Genomic DNA, 14,855 nt, shown 5'->3' with positions numbered 1-14,855 from the left:
AGATTGGACCACACCATGAGCGACGAAAATACCCAGGTATTGCTGCTGCACCCCGATGACGACGTGCTGGTGGCCTTGACCGAGCTGCCCGCGGACACCCGTCTGGAGGCTCACGGCCTGACCACCCGCCAGGCCATCCCCGCCGGGCACAAGGTGGCCCGCCGCGACCTGGCCCTTGGCCGGGCGGTGCGCAAGTACGGCCAGGTCATAGGGGAGACCACCCAAGCGGTGGGCGCCGGAGAGCAGGTGCACACCCACAACCTGCACTTCGCCCAGTTCGACCGCGACCTGGCCATCGGCTCCGAGGCCAAGCCCACGGCCTACGTGGACGAGGCGGAGAGGGCCACCTTCCAGGGCTACCTGCGCCCCGACGGCCGGGCGGCCACCCGCAACTACCTGGGGGTGCTGGCCACGGTGAACTGCTCGGCCTCGGTGGTCCGCTTCATCGCCGACGCGGTGGGGCCCGAGCTCTTGGCCCGCTACCCCCACGTGGACGGGGTGGTGGCCCTGGGCCACGGCACCGGCTGCGGCCAGTCCGCGGCCAGCCTGGGTTTCGAGCACCTGCAGCGCTGCCTGGCCGGTTACGCCCGTCACCCCAACTTCGCCGGGGTACTGCTGGTGGGCCTGGGCTGCGAGGTGAACCAAATCAGCTCGCTCATGGAGAACATGTCGCTCAGTGACGGACCACTGCTACGGACCATGAACATCCAGGACGCCGGGGGCACGGCCAAGACCGTGAGCTGGGGGCTGGAGGTGCTGGGGGAGATGCTGCAGGCGGCCGACCAGGCCCGGCGCCAGACCCTGCCGGCCAGTCACTTGATGTTGGGCCTGGAGTGCGGCGGCTCGGACGCCTACTCGGGCCTCACCGCCAACCCGGCCCTGGGCGCGGCGGCGGACCTGTTGGTGGCCCACGGCGGCACGGCGATCCTCAGCGAGACGCCCGAGATCTACGGGGCCGAGCATTTGCTCACCCGGCGGGCGGTGAGCCGCGAGGTGGGCGACAAGCTGGCCGCGCGCATCAAGTGGTGGGAGGGCTACACGGCCCTGCACGGGGCCAGCCTGGACAACAACCCCTCGCCGGGCAACAAGGCCGGGGGGCTCACCACCATCCTGGAGAAATCCCTGGGCGCGGTGGCCAAGGGCGGCACCAGCAACCTGGTGGAGGTGTACGAATACGCCAGGCCGGTCACGGCCAAGGGCATGGTGTTCATGGACACCCCCGGCTACGACATGCCCTCCATCACCGGCATGGTGGCCGGCGGGGCCAACCTGGTGTGCTTCACCACCGGCCGGGGCTCGGTGTGCGGCTCCAAGCCCGCCCCCAGCCTCAAGCTGGCCACCAACAGCGCCATGTATCAGCGCATGGCCGAGGACATGGACGTCAACTGCGGGCTCATCGCCGAGGGCAAGGCCTCGGTGGAGGATATGGGCCGGGCCATCTTCGAGCTGGTGCTGGCCACCGCCTCGGGCCGGGCCAGCAAGAGCGAGGCCCTGGGCTTCGGCGACCAGGAGTTCGTGCCCTGGCAGGTGGGGGCCATGCTGTGAGATCGGTAGCGTCAGGGAGGGAAGCCGCATGAGCCGGGGAGAGCACATCCTCTTGGACCACGGGGCCGGGGGCAAGGCCAGCGCCGAGCTGGTGGCCGAGCTTTTCGCCCGGCATCTGGGCAACGAGCTGCTGGGCCAGATGGACGACGCGGCGGTGCTGCCGCCCCTTGGCGGCCGCCTGGCGGTGAGCACCGACAGCTTCGTGGTGGACCCCATCTTTTTCCCCGGCGGCGACATCGGCTCCCTGGCGGTGCACGGCACGGTCAACGACGTGGCCATGCGCGGGGCCACCCCGCTTTATCTCACCACGGGCTTCGTGCTGGAGGAGGGGCTGCCCATCGGCGACCTGGAGCGGGTGGTGGCCTCCATGGGCCGGGCCGCCCGCCAGGCCGGGGTCAAGGTGGTGGCCGGGGACACCAAGGTGGTGGGCCGGGGCCAGGCGGACAAGCTGTTCATCAACACCACCGGCATCGGGGTGATCCCCGATGGGTTGGAACTGGGCGCGGCTCGGGCCCGGCCCGGAGACGCGGTGCTGGTCTCGGGCACCCTGGGCGATCACGGGGTGACCATCCTGGCCTCCCGCGAGGGCCTGGGCCTCACCGCGCCCATCGCCTCGGACTCGGCTCCGCTCAACCATCTGGCCGCCGGGCTCATCGCCGCCTGCCCCGGTCTGCGCACCCTGCGCGACCCCACCCGGGGCGGCCTGGCCACGGCCCTCAACGAGATTGCCGCCCTGAGCGGAGTGGGCATCGAGCTGGAAGAGGCGGCCATACCCATCGACCCGGTGGTGGCCGGGGTGTGCGAGCTGCTGGGCCTGGACCCCCTGTATTTAGCCAACGAGGGCAAGCTGATCTGCATCGTGGAAGGGAGCCAGGCCGAGGCGGCCCTGGCGGCCATGCGGTCCGATCCCCTGGGGCGGCGGGCGGCGCTCATCGGCCGCTGCGGCGGCCAGCGGGCGGGACGGGTGTGGAGCAACACCAGCGTGGGTGGCCGGCGCGTGCTGGACATGCTCTCCGGCGAGCCCCTGCCGCGCATCTGCTGAAAAATGCAGGGAGCGGGCCGCAGCCCGCTCCCTGGCGATGACTATTGGGTGGCGGCCCTAATCGCCCAGGTAGGTGGCCCGGCTGTCGTCGGACTCCCAGGCCGATACCGAGTACATGCTTACGTGCTCGGGCAGGCCCTGGCCGATGGTCTCGAAAAGGTACTTGGCGATCTGCTCGCTGGAGGGGTTCACCTGGTCAAAGGGCGTGATCTCGTTGAGGTGGCAGTGGTCCAGCCGGTCCATGGCCTGGTTCATGAGCTTCTTGAGCTCGCCGAAGTCCATCAACAGGTCGGCCCGGTCCAGTTGGTTCCCCTGCACCACCACTTCCACCTTCCAGTTGTGGCCGTGCAGGGCTTCGCAGCGGCCATTGAAGTTGCGCAGGTTGTGGGCCGCGGCAAAGCGGCCGGTCACCATCAGGCGATACATGGGCGTGGGGTCCTTACTCGGCCGGGCCGGTGTAGGGCTTGCCGCACTCGGTGCACTTGCCGTCCGGCCCGATGATGCCGATGCAGTTGCCGTCGCTGCAGGCCTTGCGGTCGGTGAGATCGCCGAAATCTATCTGGCCTTCCGGAAGACCACCGTCCTCGCGCAGCGATTCGCCGCACTGGGCGCAATAGTTGGCCGTCTCCGGGGCCACGTGGCCGCAAGAGGCGCAGGTCAAAAGCTTGGGCGGCTCGCCTTCCGGGGCGGGCAGCTCATGGCCGCAGTTGTGACAAAAGGCCGCGCCGGGCAGGGCCTTTTGGCCGCAGGTGGCGCAGGGCAGGGCGGGCAGTTCCTGTTGACAGTGGGGGCACTCCATGCCGGGCTCCCTTGTAGCTGGTAGAATAAGGTCACGTGCGCCACGGTGGGGCGAGGCGCGCCATAGCTGAATTGTGGTGCCCTGGGCGGCCCGTGTCAAGTCGTTGGGGCCACGGCCCTTTTCTTGACGCTGGTGGCCGGGCCGTGTTACAGCATGGCAATCCATGCTGAAGCCTCGCCCATGTTGGTGGAGTTGTTAGTTCAGAGGAGTAGTCTATATGAAACGCAGCCGTTTCTTTTGGTCCGTGGTGGCACTTTTAGCGGTACTGAGCGTTGCCCTAACCGCCCCCGTCGCCCTATCCGCCGCTCCCAAGCGCGTGGTGATCCTGCCCTTCACCACCAACAGCCAAGAGGACATCTCATTTTTGGCCAAGGGATTGCGGGACATGTTGGCTTCCCGTCTGCCCTGGCAAGACAAGGTAACCGTGGTGGAGCCGGACCTGGTGGCTCCCCTGCTCAAGAAATATCCCGCGCCCTATACCGAGGCCAAGGCCCGCGAGATCGGCAAGGAGTTGAGCGCCCAGGTGGTGGTTTACGGATCCATCACCAAGCTGGGCAGCACCATCAGCGTGGACGCGCGCGTGCTCAAGGTGGATCAGCCCGGTCAGGCCCTGACCGCCTATGTGAACGCCAAGGACATGGACGAGGTGATCCCCCAGATCAACCAGTTCGCCCAGCGCATCAACGCGGAGATATTCAAGCGGCCCGACGCCATAGCGGCTCAGAACCAGGCCAAGGAAGCCACCAAGGTGGCCTCGACGGGCGGCTCCGCCGACTCTGGCGGCCTGGAAAAGCTGCCGGAGAACATCAGCCCGCTGAACCCCTTGTTCCTCAAGGAGCTCTCCGGCGTGGAGAGCGACCGCTACTGGCGCAGCCCCCGCCTCAAGGGCATCGTCAACTCGGTGGCGGTGGGGGATATCGACGGCGACGGTAAGAACGAGTTGATCATCGCGTTCCCCAACCGGGTGCGCTTCTACCGCCTTACCGCGGGCGCCTTCCGCCTGCTGTACGAGTTCAAGGACGGCCCTGACGGCGACTATCTTTTCGTGGACGTGGGCGACATCAACGACGACGGCCGGGCCGAGGTCTATGTATCCAACCGCCTGGTCAGCAGCAACGAGAGCTTCGTTTTGGAGTGGCAAGGCGGCCGTCCCCAGATGAAGGAAAAGGGCCTCCCCTATAGCTTCAGGGTGCAGGCCAGCCCCATGGGCAAGGGCGACTGGCTCTTTGCCCAGCGCAGCGCCGTGGACTCCCCGTTCTTCGGGCCGGTCTACAAGATGCACTACGTTAACGGCAAGCTCGAGGAAGAGCGGGCGATGAACCTGCCCGACACCGCCATGATCTTCAACTTCGTGGTGGCGGATCTCAACGCCTCGGGCCGCCTGTACACCGTGCTCGTCGGCCCCACCATGCACCTGAGGGTGTACAACGACAAGAACGAGCAAATCTGGATCAGCGGCGACACCTACAACGCCTCCAGCAAGTTCCTGGAGTACATGGAGCAGCAGGGGACCGGCTACGATTCTTCCTGGTGGTATCTCTACAGCCGCCTGTACCTCACCGATATGAACAACGACGGCCGCCAGGAGATTCTCTGCCTGCAGGTGAAGGGCCGTTTCGGCATGGTCTTGACCCACACCCGCATGATCTACCAAGGCACCATCTACAGCATGAGCTGGAACGGACTTTCCATGGTGGAGGATTGGCGCACTCCGCGCATCCAAGGTGACGTGGTCGATTACGTGATCGGCGACGTGGGCAACGTGGGCCGGCCGGCCCTGGTGCTCGCCTTCACCCAAAAGGTCTTCGGCGGCATGATGGACAAGGGGGTGAGCAACGTTGTTGCCTTTACCCTCAAGCCGACCACCGCCAATAAGAAGCCGCCGGTCAACAAGGGCCTGTAGCCGACGGCAAGACGCGGCCGGGGGAAAAGCCCCGGTTATTGAAAACCAGTGAAGCCCGGCGCCTAATGAATGGCGCCGGGCTTTTTATCGGCGTAGAGGGTTCCGCTGCGAAAGGCTTCCTGCAGCATGCGCCGGGCCAGGCGCTTGGGGTTGGCATAGCGCACCTTGCCGTGCACCACCAATACGGCCACCGCCAGGGTGTGGCCGCTCTCCGGGTCGTGGCCGTAGCCCGCGAACCACTCGAACAACTCGCTGCGGTCCGGCCCCCGGATGGTGCCGGTCTTGCCGCCCAACTCCAGATTTTTGAGCACCTTGTCACGGTTGAGCCGCCGGAAGGCCTTGCGGGCGGTGCCCACTTCCACCGTGGCCTCGAACAGGCGCTGCATCTGGTCGCAGGTTTCCGGGCTAATGATGGGCGGGCCCAGGTGGGGCTTGCCCAGATAGTAGGTCATGCCGTCGGCGCTGCTGAGGCGCTTTACTATGTAGGGCTCGGGCAGGCGGCCTCCATTGAGGAAGGTGGAAACCACCAGGGCCGCGTGCAGGGGGCTCATGGAGGTGACCCGGTTGTAGCCACTGGCCATCTCGCCCACCCCGTAGGAGCTGGCCGGCTTGACCAGGCAACTGGAGTTCAGCGGCAGCTCAAAGGGCAGCTTTTTTTCAAAACCCAGGGAGTGGGCGTAGTTGGTCAGGATTCTGCCACCCACCTGGTATATGCCTAGCCGGGCGAAGATGGGGTTGTTGGAAGAGGCGAAGCTCTTGGCCAGGGTGACCTGCTGGGGCCGGTAGCGCGGTTTTTCCTTTAGCTGAAAGCGGTAAAGGGTGTGGGCGCGGCCCACGTAACCCAACCGGCTGTCCGGGTCCAGCCCGGTTTCTTCCAGGGCGGCGGCGGCGGTGACCACCTTGAACAGGCTGGCCGCCGGGGCGGTGGCGTCCAGGGCCACGCCCGGATCCAGGCGGCCGCGGCGCACCCCGGACAACACCAACACCTTGCCGCTGGAGGGCTCCAGCACCACCACGGCGGCGCGGTGGCTTTTCAGGGGCTTGAGCAGGTTGTCCGCCTGGGCCTGCAAAGAGGGGATGATGGTGGGCTCCAGGCGCATGCGGCCCAGCCGGTCGTGCCTGAGCTCCAGGGTGTAACCGGCGGCCAGCCGGGGCGTCCAGCCGCCACCCAACATGCGGGCGAGCTGGGTTTTGTCCAGCGTGGTGGGGCCGGCCAGGGCGGGAATCGCCGCGCCCGCCAGGCAGGCCAGTACCAGGAAAAACGCCGCTACCGGAGCTAGGCGGCCAAATACAACCAGGCGACGAACCATATTCGCTCTCACCTGCGTAATTACTCCTCCGGGGTAATGACTTCCAGACCGCCCATGTAGGGGGCCAGGGCGGCCGGCAACTTTACCGTGCCGTCGGCTTGCTGGCCGTTTTCCAGGATGGCCACCAGGGTGCGTCCCACCGCCAGGCCCGAGCCGTTGAGGGTGTGCACCAGGCTGGTGCCCTTGGCGCCTTTTTCCTTGAAGCGCAACCCCGCCCGCCGGGCCTGGAAATCCTCGAAGTTGGAGCAGGAGCTTATCTCCCGGTAGCGGTTTTGGCCGGGCAGCCACACCTCCAGGTCGTAGGTCTTGGCCGCCGAGAAGCCCAGGTCGCCGGTGCAAAGCACCACCTTCTGATAGGGCAGCTCCAGGCGGCGCAGAATCTCCTCGGCGTTGGCGGTGAGCTCTTCCAGGTGCTGGTAGCTCTCTTCCGGGCGCACCAGGCGCACCAACTCCACCTTGTCGAACTGGTGCTGGCGAATGAGCCCGCGCACGTCCTTGCCGTGGCTGCCCGCCTCGGCCCGGAAGCAGGGGGTGTAGGCGGTGTACTTTAGCGGCAGGCGCTCGGCCTCCACCACCTGGCCCATGTGCAGGTTGGTCACCGGCACCTCGGCGGTGGGGATCAGCCAATAGTCGGTGCCTTCCAGCTTGAACAGGTCCTCGGCGAACTTGGGCAACTGGCCGGTGCCGGTCATGGCCTGGCTGTTGACCATGAACGGCGGCAGGACCTCGCGGTAGCCGTGCTCAATGGTCTGGATGTCCAGCATGAAGTTGATCAGGGCCCGCTCCAGCCGGGCCCCGGCCCCCTTGAGCACCACGAAGCGGGCTCCGGTCATGCGGGCGGCGGCCTCGAAGTCGATGATGCCCAGGGCTTCGCCGATGTCCCAATGATTGAGAGGCTCGAAGTCGAATTCGGGCGGCTCGCCCCAGGTCTCCACCACCGGGTTGTCTTCCTCGCCCTTGCCCACGGGAACCGAGGCGTGGGGCGGGTTAGGGATGGTCATAAGCACCCGCTTGATGGCCTCCTCCACCCCGGCCAGTTCGCCTTCCAGCTCCTTGATGCGTCCGCCCACCTCTTTCATCTCGGCGTAGACGCCGCTGGGGTCGCCGCCCTCGCGCTTGACGCGCCCCACCTGTTGGCTCACCTCGTTGCGCCGGGCGCGCAGGCTTTCCAACTCGGGCAATATCTGGCGGCGCTTGGCGTCCAGATCCTCGAAACCGGCCAAGTCCACCTCGGCCTGCCTATTGGCCACGGCGGCTTTTACCAACTCCAGGTTATCACGGAGGAATTTAAGATCAAGCACGGGAAGACCTCCCAAGCGGTCCGACCCGCCCTTCGGCTCCCATTCCGGGGGCCGAACCGGCGAAGCCTATATTCATGCCCAACATGTTGGGCTATAAAAATCTAACACAACAACATAGGGGGTGTCAAAGGCTGGCTTTGAGAGCGCCCCAGTTGGCCTAATCGATAAATCTAACGATTTTTCGGTTGATTACCAGGGATTTTTAGTTCCGCGGCAACCTCGGAGGCGGAGCGGGGGAAATAGTCGGGATAGAGCTCGTGGGCGCATTGGGGGCACAGGCTGTGGCTGAACTCGGCCTGGGTGTGCTTTTCCACGTATCGTTCGATCTGGCGCCAATAACCCGAGTCGTCACGCACCTTTTTGCAGTGGGAGCAGATGGGCAGCAGGCCGGACAGGGTTTTGACCTCGGCCAGGGCCTCTTGCAAGGACTGGATGAGCTTCTCCCGCTCCTGGGCATACTTAATGCGCACCGTGATGTCCAAGCCGCTGATGACCACGCCCAGGGGCTGGCCTTGTCCGTCCTCCAGGCAGGTGCAGTTCCAAAGCATGTGGTGAGGCTGCCCTTGCTTGTCGTGCATGACCGTTTCGACCTGCCTCTGGGGCCGTCCGTCCAAGCTTTGGCGCAGGATGTCTTCCACGCCGGGCGCCTGTTCGGGGGAGATCAGCAAACTCAGAAAGTCCCTGGACAACACCTCTTGCCGTTGCCAGCCCAACGTTTCCTGCGCTCCCCGGTTGAACTCGTGCACCTTCCAATCCGGGGCCAAGAAGATCACCAGGGCGGCGGCGTTTTCCAGGATGGCCCTGAGGCGGCCCTCGCTGGCCCTGAGATGCTGCTCCCGCAACCCGAGATCGCGGAAAAGAACCTGGTAGGGCCGCTTCAGGCTGGCCACCACGCTGGCCCGGTATAGCAGGTAAAAGGAAATGATTTTGAGGTAGTGGCCCACCTGGTTGGCCGTTCCAAAGGCGTTGACGTAAATGGTGAAGCACACCTCGGAGACTATGGTGCAGGCGATGGAGGCCAAAACCAGGCGCAGCACCAAGGGGTCCAACATGGGCGCCCGCCACCAAAACAGCACCCCCGCGCCCGCCAGGAGCAGGCAGACCAGGTATTCGCCGTAAACCTTGAAGGGGGTGAGTCCCTGGCCCGGGATGTAACAAAGCGGAAAGTGGTCGGTGAAAATAAGCGTCAGCAACCCGGCGGTTACCAGGGCGTAGACGATCAGAAGGGCCTCTGCCTTGAAGCGGCGCATGCCCAGCAGGGGGGCCAAGACCAGGGAAACGGCCTCCATGACCCGGGCGACCAGCCATAGCTGGGTGGTCAGGTCCGGCCTGGCGTCCGGGAAGATATCCATGCCCTGATAGGCCAGGGTGTGCAACACGTCCAGGCCGGCCACGAAGAGGTAGGCCACGCCGAGGAAGGTGAGGTAGGGGACCCGGCTGAACTCCCTGGTGTTCCAGGCCACCATGAAGATGCCGCAAGCCACCACCACCGAGAAGGTTTCGGCCAGGCTGTGGAAAAGATTGTAGGAGTAGGGAACGCTCAGATGCAGGCCCAACAACAATAACACCCAGGTCAGAGCGAATCCCGACCAGCGGAGGTATTGGTGTCGGGCCGCGGGCATTGACGGACCTTTCGGTTAAGTAGCTTTGTTCGCTAATGAAAATGGTGATGTTTTTGTAGTGGAAATAAGCTCGCCTACCATATCACAGACGGTATAGATTTGGCATCAGGTCTTGACCGTAGTTTTTCTTGTGCTCCGCGCAAAATTCAACTATGCTCCCAGCTATAATACAGCTATTAAGTGGCGCCGGGCGGCCGGCAGCGCTCCCGGCCACCTGGTAACAAGGAGTTAACTATGCCCAAAGTTGCCGTAATCGGGGTGGGGCAGTCGGCTTTTGTGCGCGGCTACCCCGGCTCCATCCGTGAACTGGCCTTCGAGGCCTACGCCGAGGCCATGGCCGATGCCGGGGCCCAAAACAGCGACATCGGGGCCACGGTGATCTGCTCCAGCCCGGAGTACGACAAGCAGCGTTCCCCGGCGGGAGTCATCGCCGAGTACTGCGGCCTCAACCCCCAGCCCACCTTCTACGTGGAGACCCTGTGCTCCAGCTCCTCCACCGGGCTCAAGCTGGCCTATTCCCTGGTGGCCAGCGGCCTGCACGACAGCGTGATGGTGCTGGGCTTCCAGAAGATGAGCGAGATAAGCAGCGCCGAGAGCCAGGAGCGCATGGGCCGCGGGGCGGACATCCAGTTCGAGAGCCCCTTCGGCACCATGATGCCCGCCTATTACGCCATGCACGCCAAGGCCTATCTGGACCACTTTGGGGCCAGCGAGGAAGACCTGGCCCGCATCCGGGTGAAGGCGGCCACCTACGGGCAGATCAACGCCAAGGCGGTGTACCGCAAGGGTGTCGAGCTGGAGCAGTGCCTCACCGCCGATCCGGTATCCAAGCCGCTCAAGGTCTTCGACTGCTGCGCCAACGCCGACGGCAGCTCCTGCGTGATCGTGGCCAGCGAAGAGCGGGCCAAGGCCATGGGTATCAAAAAGCCGGTGTGGATTCTGGGCATCGGCGCGGCCTCCATGCCCATCAACATGTCCTGCCGGGACAAGTTCCACGGCCTGGAGGTGGCCGAACAAGCGGCCAAGCAAGCCTACGCCATGGCCGGTCTGGGCCCCAAGGACATCAACGTGGCCGAGGTGCACGACTGCTTCACCATCGCCGAGATGATGGCTTACGAGAACCTGGGCTTTGCCGAGCCGGGCCAGGGGCCGGAGCTGATCCGGGCCAAGGAGACCTACAAGGAGGGCTCCATCCCGGTGAACGTGGACGGCGGCCTGCTCAGCAAGGGCCACCCCATCGGAGCCACGGGCGGCAGCCAGGTGCGCACCATCGTATTGCAGCTTCGCGACCAGGCGGGGGACATGCAGGTCAAGGACCCGCAGTTCGGCCTGGTGCACAACATCGGCGGCGTGGGCCTGTACGGCAACGTCACCATCTTCGGGAGGTGAGGCATGCCTAAACCGGAAATGGACACCCGTTTCAGCAAATTCGGCACGGTGAGCTTCACCGCGGTGACCAAGGTCAACGATTTCATCGGCTACCTGGAAGAGGGCAAGGTGGCGGGCACCCAGTGCACCAAGTGCGGGCAGAAATTTTTCCCGCCCCGGGCCGACTGCTTCGCCTGCCCCGGTGAGCCGGTGGAGTGGTTCGAGGTAGAGGGCACGGGCAAGCTGATGACCTTCAGCGAGCTTATGTACGCGCCCATCGGCTTTGGCGAGGACCTGCCCTACGCCATCGCGGTGTTGGACTACGGCGACTTCAAGGTCTTCGGCCGCATCGGCGAGGTGCCCTTTGAAGAGGTGAAGATCGGCATGGAAATGGTGACCAAGGTCAACCAGCTTCCCAACGGCAACCTCAACTACGTGTTTGAAAAAGCCTAGGCCGCCGGCTCAACGTCCATAAAAAACGGCCCGCTTCCGCCAACCGGCGGGAGCGGGCCGAAATTTTTAGGCTTGGGCCGGGCCTATTTGTAGATCACCAGCTTCTGGCCGATCATCACCATGTTGCTGCGCAGGTTGTTCCAGGTCTTGATGTCGCGCATGGTGACCTTGTAGCGCTGGGCGATGGTGAACAGGGTGTCGCCCCGGCGCACGGTGTAGACCTGTTTTTCCCGCTCGGGCTCCTTGGCCTTGGGCGCGGGCTTGGGCTCCTCCTTGGGCGGGGCCGCCTTGGCCGGGGCCGCCTTGGCCGGAGCGGCCGAAGGGGCAGGGGCGGCGCTCTTTTTTTCCATGGTCGAGATTTTGCGTTCCACGCTCAAGGCGTCCACGCGGTCTTGCAGCCCGGCCACCCGGTTGGACAGCTCGGTGAGCTTGGTCACCGAACCGGCCTTGGAAGACACGGCCTTGATTTCCTTCTCCAGGGTGACCATGCGCAACATGAGGTCGCCCACGTCCTTTTCCAGCTTGGCCACCCGTTCGGCGGTGGCCCCGGGCACCACCGAGGATGAAATCGGGGGTTGGGGGATCATCTCCGGCTGGCTCAAAAGCCCCCAGATGGCCACGGACAGGGCCAGCAGGGATAGCAGGAGGCTCACCAAGCCCAAGGCGCCGGGGCCGCTCTTGGGGGCGCTGGGACGCAGCGTGGGGGCCGCGCCGGGTATGCGGGGCGCTTTGGGGCCCAGGCCGGGGGAGGGAGCCTCCGGCGGCGGGGTTTCGCCTCCCAGGTCGATGCGGGGTCCCATGTCGTCGTAGGAAGAAATCATGCCATTCCCTTCCGAGATTGGGTCCGGCGACGGCGCGGACCATTAACCTTGATTTATAGCATCCCCCACCCGGCCACTCAAGGGCGGCCTATTGGGTGCCCACGAAATCTCTGCGAAAGGCGTCGCGGGGCAGGCAACGGGCCTCCTCAACCTGGGCCAAAAGCAGCTCCCGGTCTTTGGGCAGGCTTCCGCGCAGGTTGAGGTGGTTGGTGTAGTGGTCGCTGTGCAGGCTCAGGGGACCGGTGAGACCCGCGATGATGAGCCCCGCCTCGGCAATGGTTTGTTGGGGGGTGCACAGGGTGAAGCGGCCCTTGTTGAGCTGGTGCAACAGCAGGGTGTTGATCTTGGGCAGCAGGGTCCGGAGTCTCAGGCTTAGCGTTCCGGCCTGGTTGATGGCGTTGACCACCCAGGCCGTGGCCCGGGCGTGGGCTTGGGATTCCTCCGGCCCGGCCAGGCCCAGCACCACGTAGAGGCTCAACTCCAGACCCGCCTCCAGGGCCAGGCGACCGGCCTCGATTTGCTGGGCGCTGGTCACCCCTTTTTTCACCCGCAGCAAGGTGGGGTCGTGGCCGGTCTCCAGACCCACGTGCAGGCGTTGCAGCCCGGCCTCCCGGAGCCTTCGCAACCCTTGGGGCCCGTGCTTCAGGATGCTCTTCATCCCGGCGTACACGGTGATGCGCTCCAGGTGGGGGAACAGCTTGCGTCCCTCGGCGCAGATGGCGGCCAGGTCGCCGGTGGGCATGGCCAGGCTGTCGCCCGCCGGGAAAAACAGGGTGCGTACCCCGGGCCCCAACTCCTCGCGGGCCTCGCGGAGGTCCTGCACGATCTCGGCCACCGGCCGCACCCTAAAGGGCGGGCCCTTTTTGTAGGTCATGCAAAAGCTGCACTTGTTGTGGGGGCAGCCCACCGTGGCCTGCACCAACAGGCTGTCGGCCTCGGAGGGGGGGCGGTAGATGGGGCCGTCGTAGCGCATGGGAGTTAAAATACACCCCCCGGAGGTAGGCGGCCAATGGTTTGACTTTCGCGGCGCATGCTGCCAACATTTCTGAACACGCCCGCGCCAAGGATGATTGATGAGCAACTGCCGCAAACACCACCTGGAACTCACCCCGCCCAGCCTGGGAGACAACACCGCCTTCATAGACCGCCTGGCCAAGGCCCTGGAGCGCCTGGAAGGCGCCTGGCCCGCCGTGCCGGTGGGACGCCTGGACGCTTTTGCCCAAATCATGCGCCAAGCGGCCTTTCAGGTTACCGCCACCGTGTGCGACGGCCCGGCCGGACCGGTGCTGGTGGAGCTGGAACCGGGCGACGCCCGCGCCACGGCTCCCGAGCCCGCCCTGGCCCGGCGAGTCCAAGAGGTGCCCACCGCGCTGTGGGGCGACCACGGCCTGGGCGTGGCCCTGGACGTGGGCTCCACCCATTTGCAGGCCTCCTTGCACGACCTGGCCGACGGGGAGGAACTGGCTCGGGGCACCCGTATGAACCCCCAGGCCCAGGTGGGCGCGGACATCCTCACCCGCATCCACGCCGCGGCCCAGCCCGGCGGCCGCGAGCGCCTGCACCGCATGCTGGTGGAGGCGGCCGGGGAGGTTATCGCCGAGATGTGCGCCAAGGCCGGGCGGCAGGCCGGGGAGGTCGCCGGCCTGGTGGCCGCGGGCAACACCACCATGACTCATTTCCTCCTGGGCCTGGACGCGCAATCCATCCCCAGGGAGCCCTACATACCCGTGGTAAACCGGCCCAGCCCTTTTTACACCCAAGACCTGGGCCTGGAGCTGGCCCCCGGCGCGGTGGGCTGGGCCCTGCCCAACGTGGGCTCTTATTTCGGCGGAGACCTGGTGGCGGGCATCGTGGCCGCCGACCTGCACCGGCGCGAAGACACGGCCATCCTGGTGGACGTGGGCACCAATGCCGAGGTGGTGCTGGGCAACCGCGACTGGTTGGTGGCCTGCGCCGGAGCCGCCGGACCCGCCCTGGAGAGCGGGGTGGCCAAGATGGGCATCCTGGCCCAGCCCGGAGCCATCGAGGGGATCAAGATCGACCCCCAGACCTACGAGCCCACCCTGAAGATCATCCCCGGCCCGGACGGCGCGCCGGTGAAACCCAAGGGCCTGTGCGGCTCGGGCCTGTTGCAGCTTTTGGCCCAGCTCTATCTGACCCGGCTCATGGACATGCGGGGCAAGTTCCGCCTGCACGACCACCCGCGCGTGTTTGAGAGCGAGGAGGGCTGGGCCTACATCGTGGCCACGGCCCAAGAGTCGGCCACCGGCGCGGACATCTACGTGGACGAGGTGGAGATAGACATTCTGCTGCGCTCCAAGGCGGCCATGTACACCATCCTGAGCACGGTGCTCAAGGAGGTGGGCCTGGAGTTCAGCGATCTGAGCGCTTTTTTCGTGGCCGGGGCCTTTGGCAACGTCATCGACCCGGACACGGCCATCACCCTGGGCATGCTGCCCGATCTGCCCCGGGATCGCTTTATTCCCCTGGGCAACTCCTCCCTGGCCGGCTGCCGCAAGCTCCTGCTGGAGCCCGAGGCCCGGCCCCAGGTGGAGGCGGTGGTGGGGCGGCTCACCTATCTGGAGCTCAACGTGAACCAGGCGCTCATGAACCGTTTTTCCGCCGCCCGTTTCATTCCCCACACCGATCCCGGCCGCTTTCCCAGCGTGCCGGTGTGGCACTAGGGGAAGC

The 14,855-nt window shown here is 65.6% G+C and carries 13 protein-coding genes; 6 read left to right on the top strand and 7 right to left on the bottom strand.

Annotated elements, in window-relative coordinates; genetic code table 11:
• Nucleotides 1–15 precede the first annotated feature (15 nt).
• A complete protein-coding gene (locus AACH32_RS14265) occupies nucleotides 16–1,545 on the top strand; it encodes a UxaA family hydrolase (protein ID WP_350341585.1) in 1,530 nt (509 codons plus the stop codon).
• A gap of 28 nt (nucleotides 1,546–1,573) precedes the next feature.
• Nucleotides 1,574–2,587 carry a hydrogenase expression/formation protein HypE gene (hypE, locus tag AACH32_RS14260; RefSeq protein WP_338600821.1) on the top strand — a complete coding sequence of 338 codons (1,014 nt, stop codon included), beginning with the start codon at nucleotides 1,574–1,576 and terminating at the stop codon, nucleotides 2,585–2,587.
• Between the two features lie 57 nt (nucleotides 2,588–2,644).
• On the opposite strand, the gene queD is transcribed toward hypE, so the two are convergent.
• Together queD and AACH32_RS14250 are read right to left on the bottom strand one after the other, a co-directional pair.
• Nucleotides 2,645–3,013 carry a 6-carboxytetrahydropterin synthase QueD gene (gene queD, locus AACH32_RS14255; RefSeq protein ID WP_338600818.1) on the bottom strand — a complete coding sequence of 123 codons (369 nt, stop codon included), beginning with the start codon at nucleotides 3,011–3,013 and terminating at the stop codon, nucleotides 2,645–2,647.
• A 13-nt stretch (nucleotides 3,014–3,026) separates the two neighbouring features.
• Nucleotides 3,027–3,386 (bottom strand): zinc ribbon domain-containing protein, encoded by a 360-nt coding sequence (locus AACH32_RS14250; RefSeq protein WP_338600815.1) that lies wholly within the window; start codon nucleotides 3,384–3,386, stop codon nucleotides 3,027–3,029.
• 217 nt (nucleotides 3,387–3,603) lie between these two features.
• Between AACH32_RS14250 and AACH32_RS14245 the strand changes: the two genes are divergently transcribed.
• Entirely contained in the window at nucleotides 3,604–5,289 is a 1,686-nt protein-coding gene (locus AACH32_RS14245) for an FG-GAP-like repeat-containing protein (protein ID WP_338600812.1), read from the top strand.
• 62 nt (nucleotides 5,290–5,351) lie between these two features.
• Here AACH32_RS14245 and AACH32_RS14240 read toward each other — a convergent pair whose 3' ends face one another.
• The 3 genes from AACH32_RS14240 to AACH32_RS14230 form a co-directional block, all read right to left on the bottom strand.
• On the bottom strand, nucleotides 5,352–6,599 hold the full coding sequence (locus tag AACH32_RS14240; RefSeq protein ID WP_338600809.1) for a penicillin-binding transpeptidase domain-containing protein: 1,248 nt from the start codon (nucleotides 6,597–6,599) through the stop codon (nucleotides 5,352–5,354).
• A 20-nt stretch (nucleotides 6,600–6,619) separates the two neighbouring features.
• Nucleotides 6,620–7,900: a serine--tRNA ligase gene (gene serS / locus AACH32_RS14235; protein WP_338600806.1), complete on the bottom strand. Its 1,281-nt coding sequence runs from the start codon at nucleotides 7,898–7,900 to the stop codon at nucleotides 6,620–6,622.
• A 170-nt stretch (nucleotides 7,901–8,070) separates the two neighbouring features.
• Nucleotides 8,071–9,468, bottom strand: a complete 1,398-nt coding sequence (locus tag AACH32_RS14230; protein WP_338600803.1) for an MASE3 domain-containing protein — start codon at nucleotides 9,466–9,468, stop codon at nucleotides 8,071–8,073.
• 288 nt (nucleotides 9,469–9,756) lie between these two features.
• Between AACH32_RS14230 and AACH32_RS14225 the strand changes: the two genes are divergently transcribed.
• The gene (locus AACH32_RS14225; protein WP_338600799.1) at nucleotides 9,757–10,911 is read left to right on the top strand and encodes a thiolase C-terminal domain-containing protein; all 1,155 of its coding nucleotides are present in this window, start codon (nucleotides 9,757–9,759) and stop codon (nucleotides 10,909–10,911) included.
• 3 nt (nucleotides 10,912–10,914) lie between these two features.
• Nucleotides 10,915–11,343, top strand: a complete 429-nt coding sequence (locus AACH32_RS14220; RefSeq protein ID WP_338600796.1) for a Zn-ribbon domain-containing OB-fold protein — start codon at nucleotides 10,915–10,917, stop codon at nucleotides 11,341–11,343.
• An 83-nt stretch (nucleotides 11,344–11,426) separates the two neighbouring features.
• Here AACH32_RS14220 and AACH32_RS14215 read toward each other — a convergent pair whose 3' ends face one another.
• Together AACH32_RS14215 and AACH32_RS14210 are read right to left on the bottom strand one after the other, a co-directional pair.
• Entirely contained in the window at nucleotides 11,427–12,164 is a 738-nt protein-coding gene (locus tag AACH32_RS14215) for a LysM peptidoglycan-binding domain-containing protein (protein ID WP_338600793.1), read from the bottom strand.
• Between the two features lie 88 nt (nucleotides 12,165–12,252).
• The gene (locus AACH32_RS14210; protein ID WP_338600790.1) at nucleotides 12,253–13,137 is read right to left on the bottom strand and encodes a radical SAM protein; all 885 of its coding nucleotides are present in this window, start codon (nucleotides 13,135–13,137) and stop codon (nucleotides 12,253–12,255) included.
• A 100-nt stretch (nucleotides 13,138–13,237) separates the two neighbouring features.
• On the opposite strand from AACH32_RS14210, the gene AACH32_RS14205 reads away from it, so the two are divergent.
• Entirely contained in the window at nucleotides 13,238–14,848 is a 1,611-nt protein-coding gene (locus tag AACH32_RS14205; protein ID WP_338600787.1) for an ASKHA domain-containing protein, read from the top strand.
• Nucleotides 14,849–14,855: the final 7 nt, after the last annotated feature.

This window comes from Desulfoferula mesophila, assembly GCF_037076455.1.
Classification (GTDB): domain Bacteria; phylum Desulfobacterota; class Desulfarculia; order Desulfarculales; family Desulfarculaceae; genus Desulfoferula; species Desulfoferula mesophila.
The sequence above is the reverse complement of the archived record's forward strand: the minus strand, read 5'-3'. Positions and strand labels throughout refer to the sequence as shown.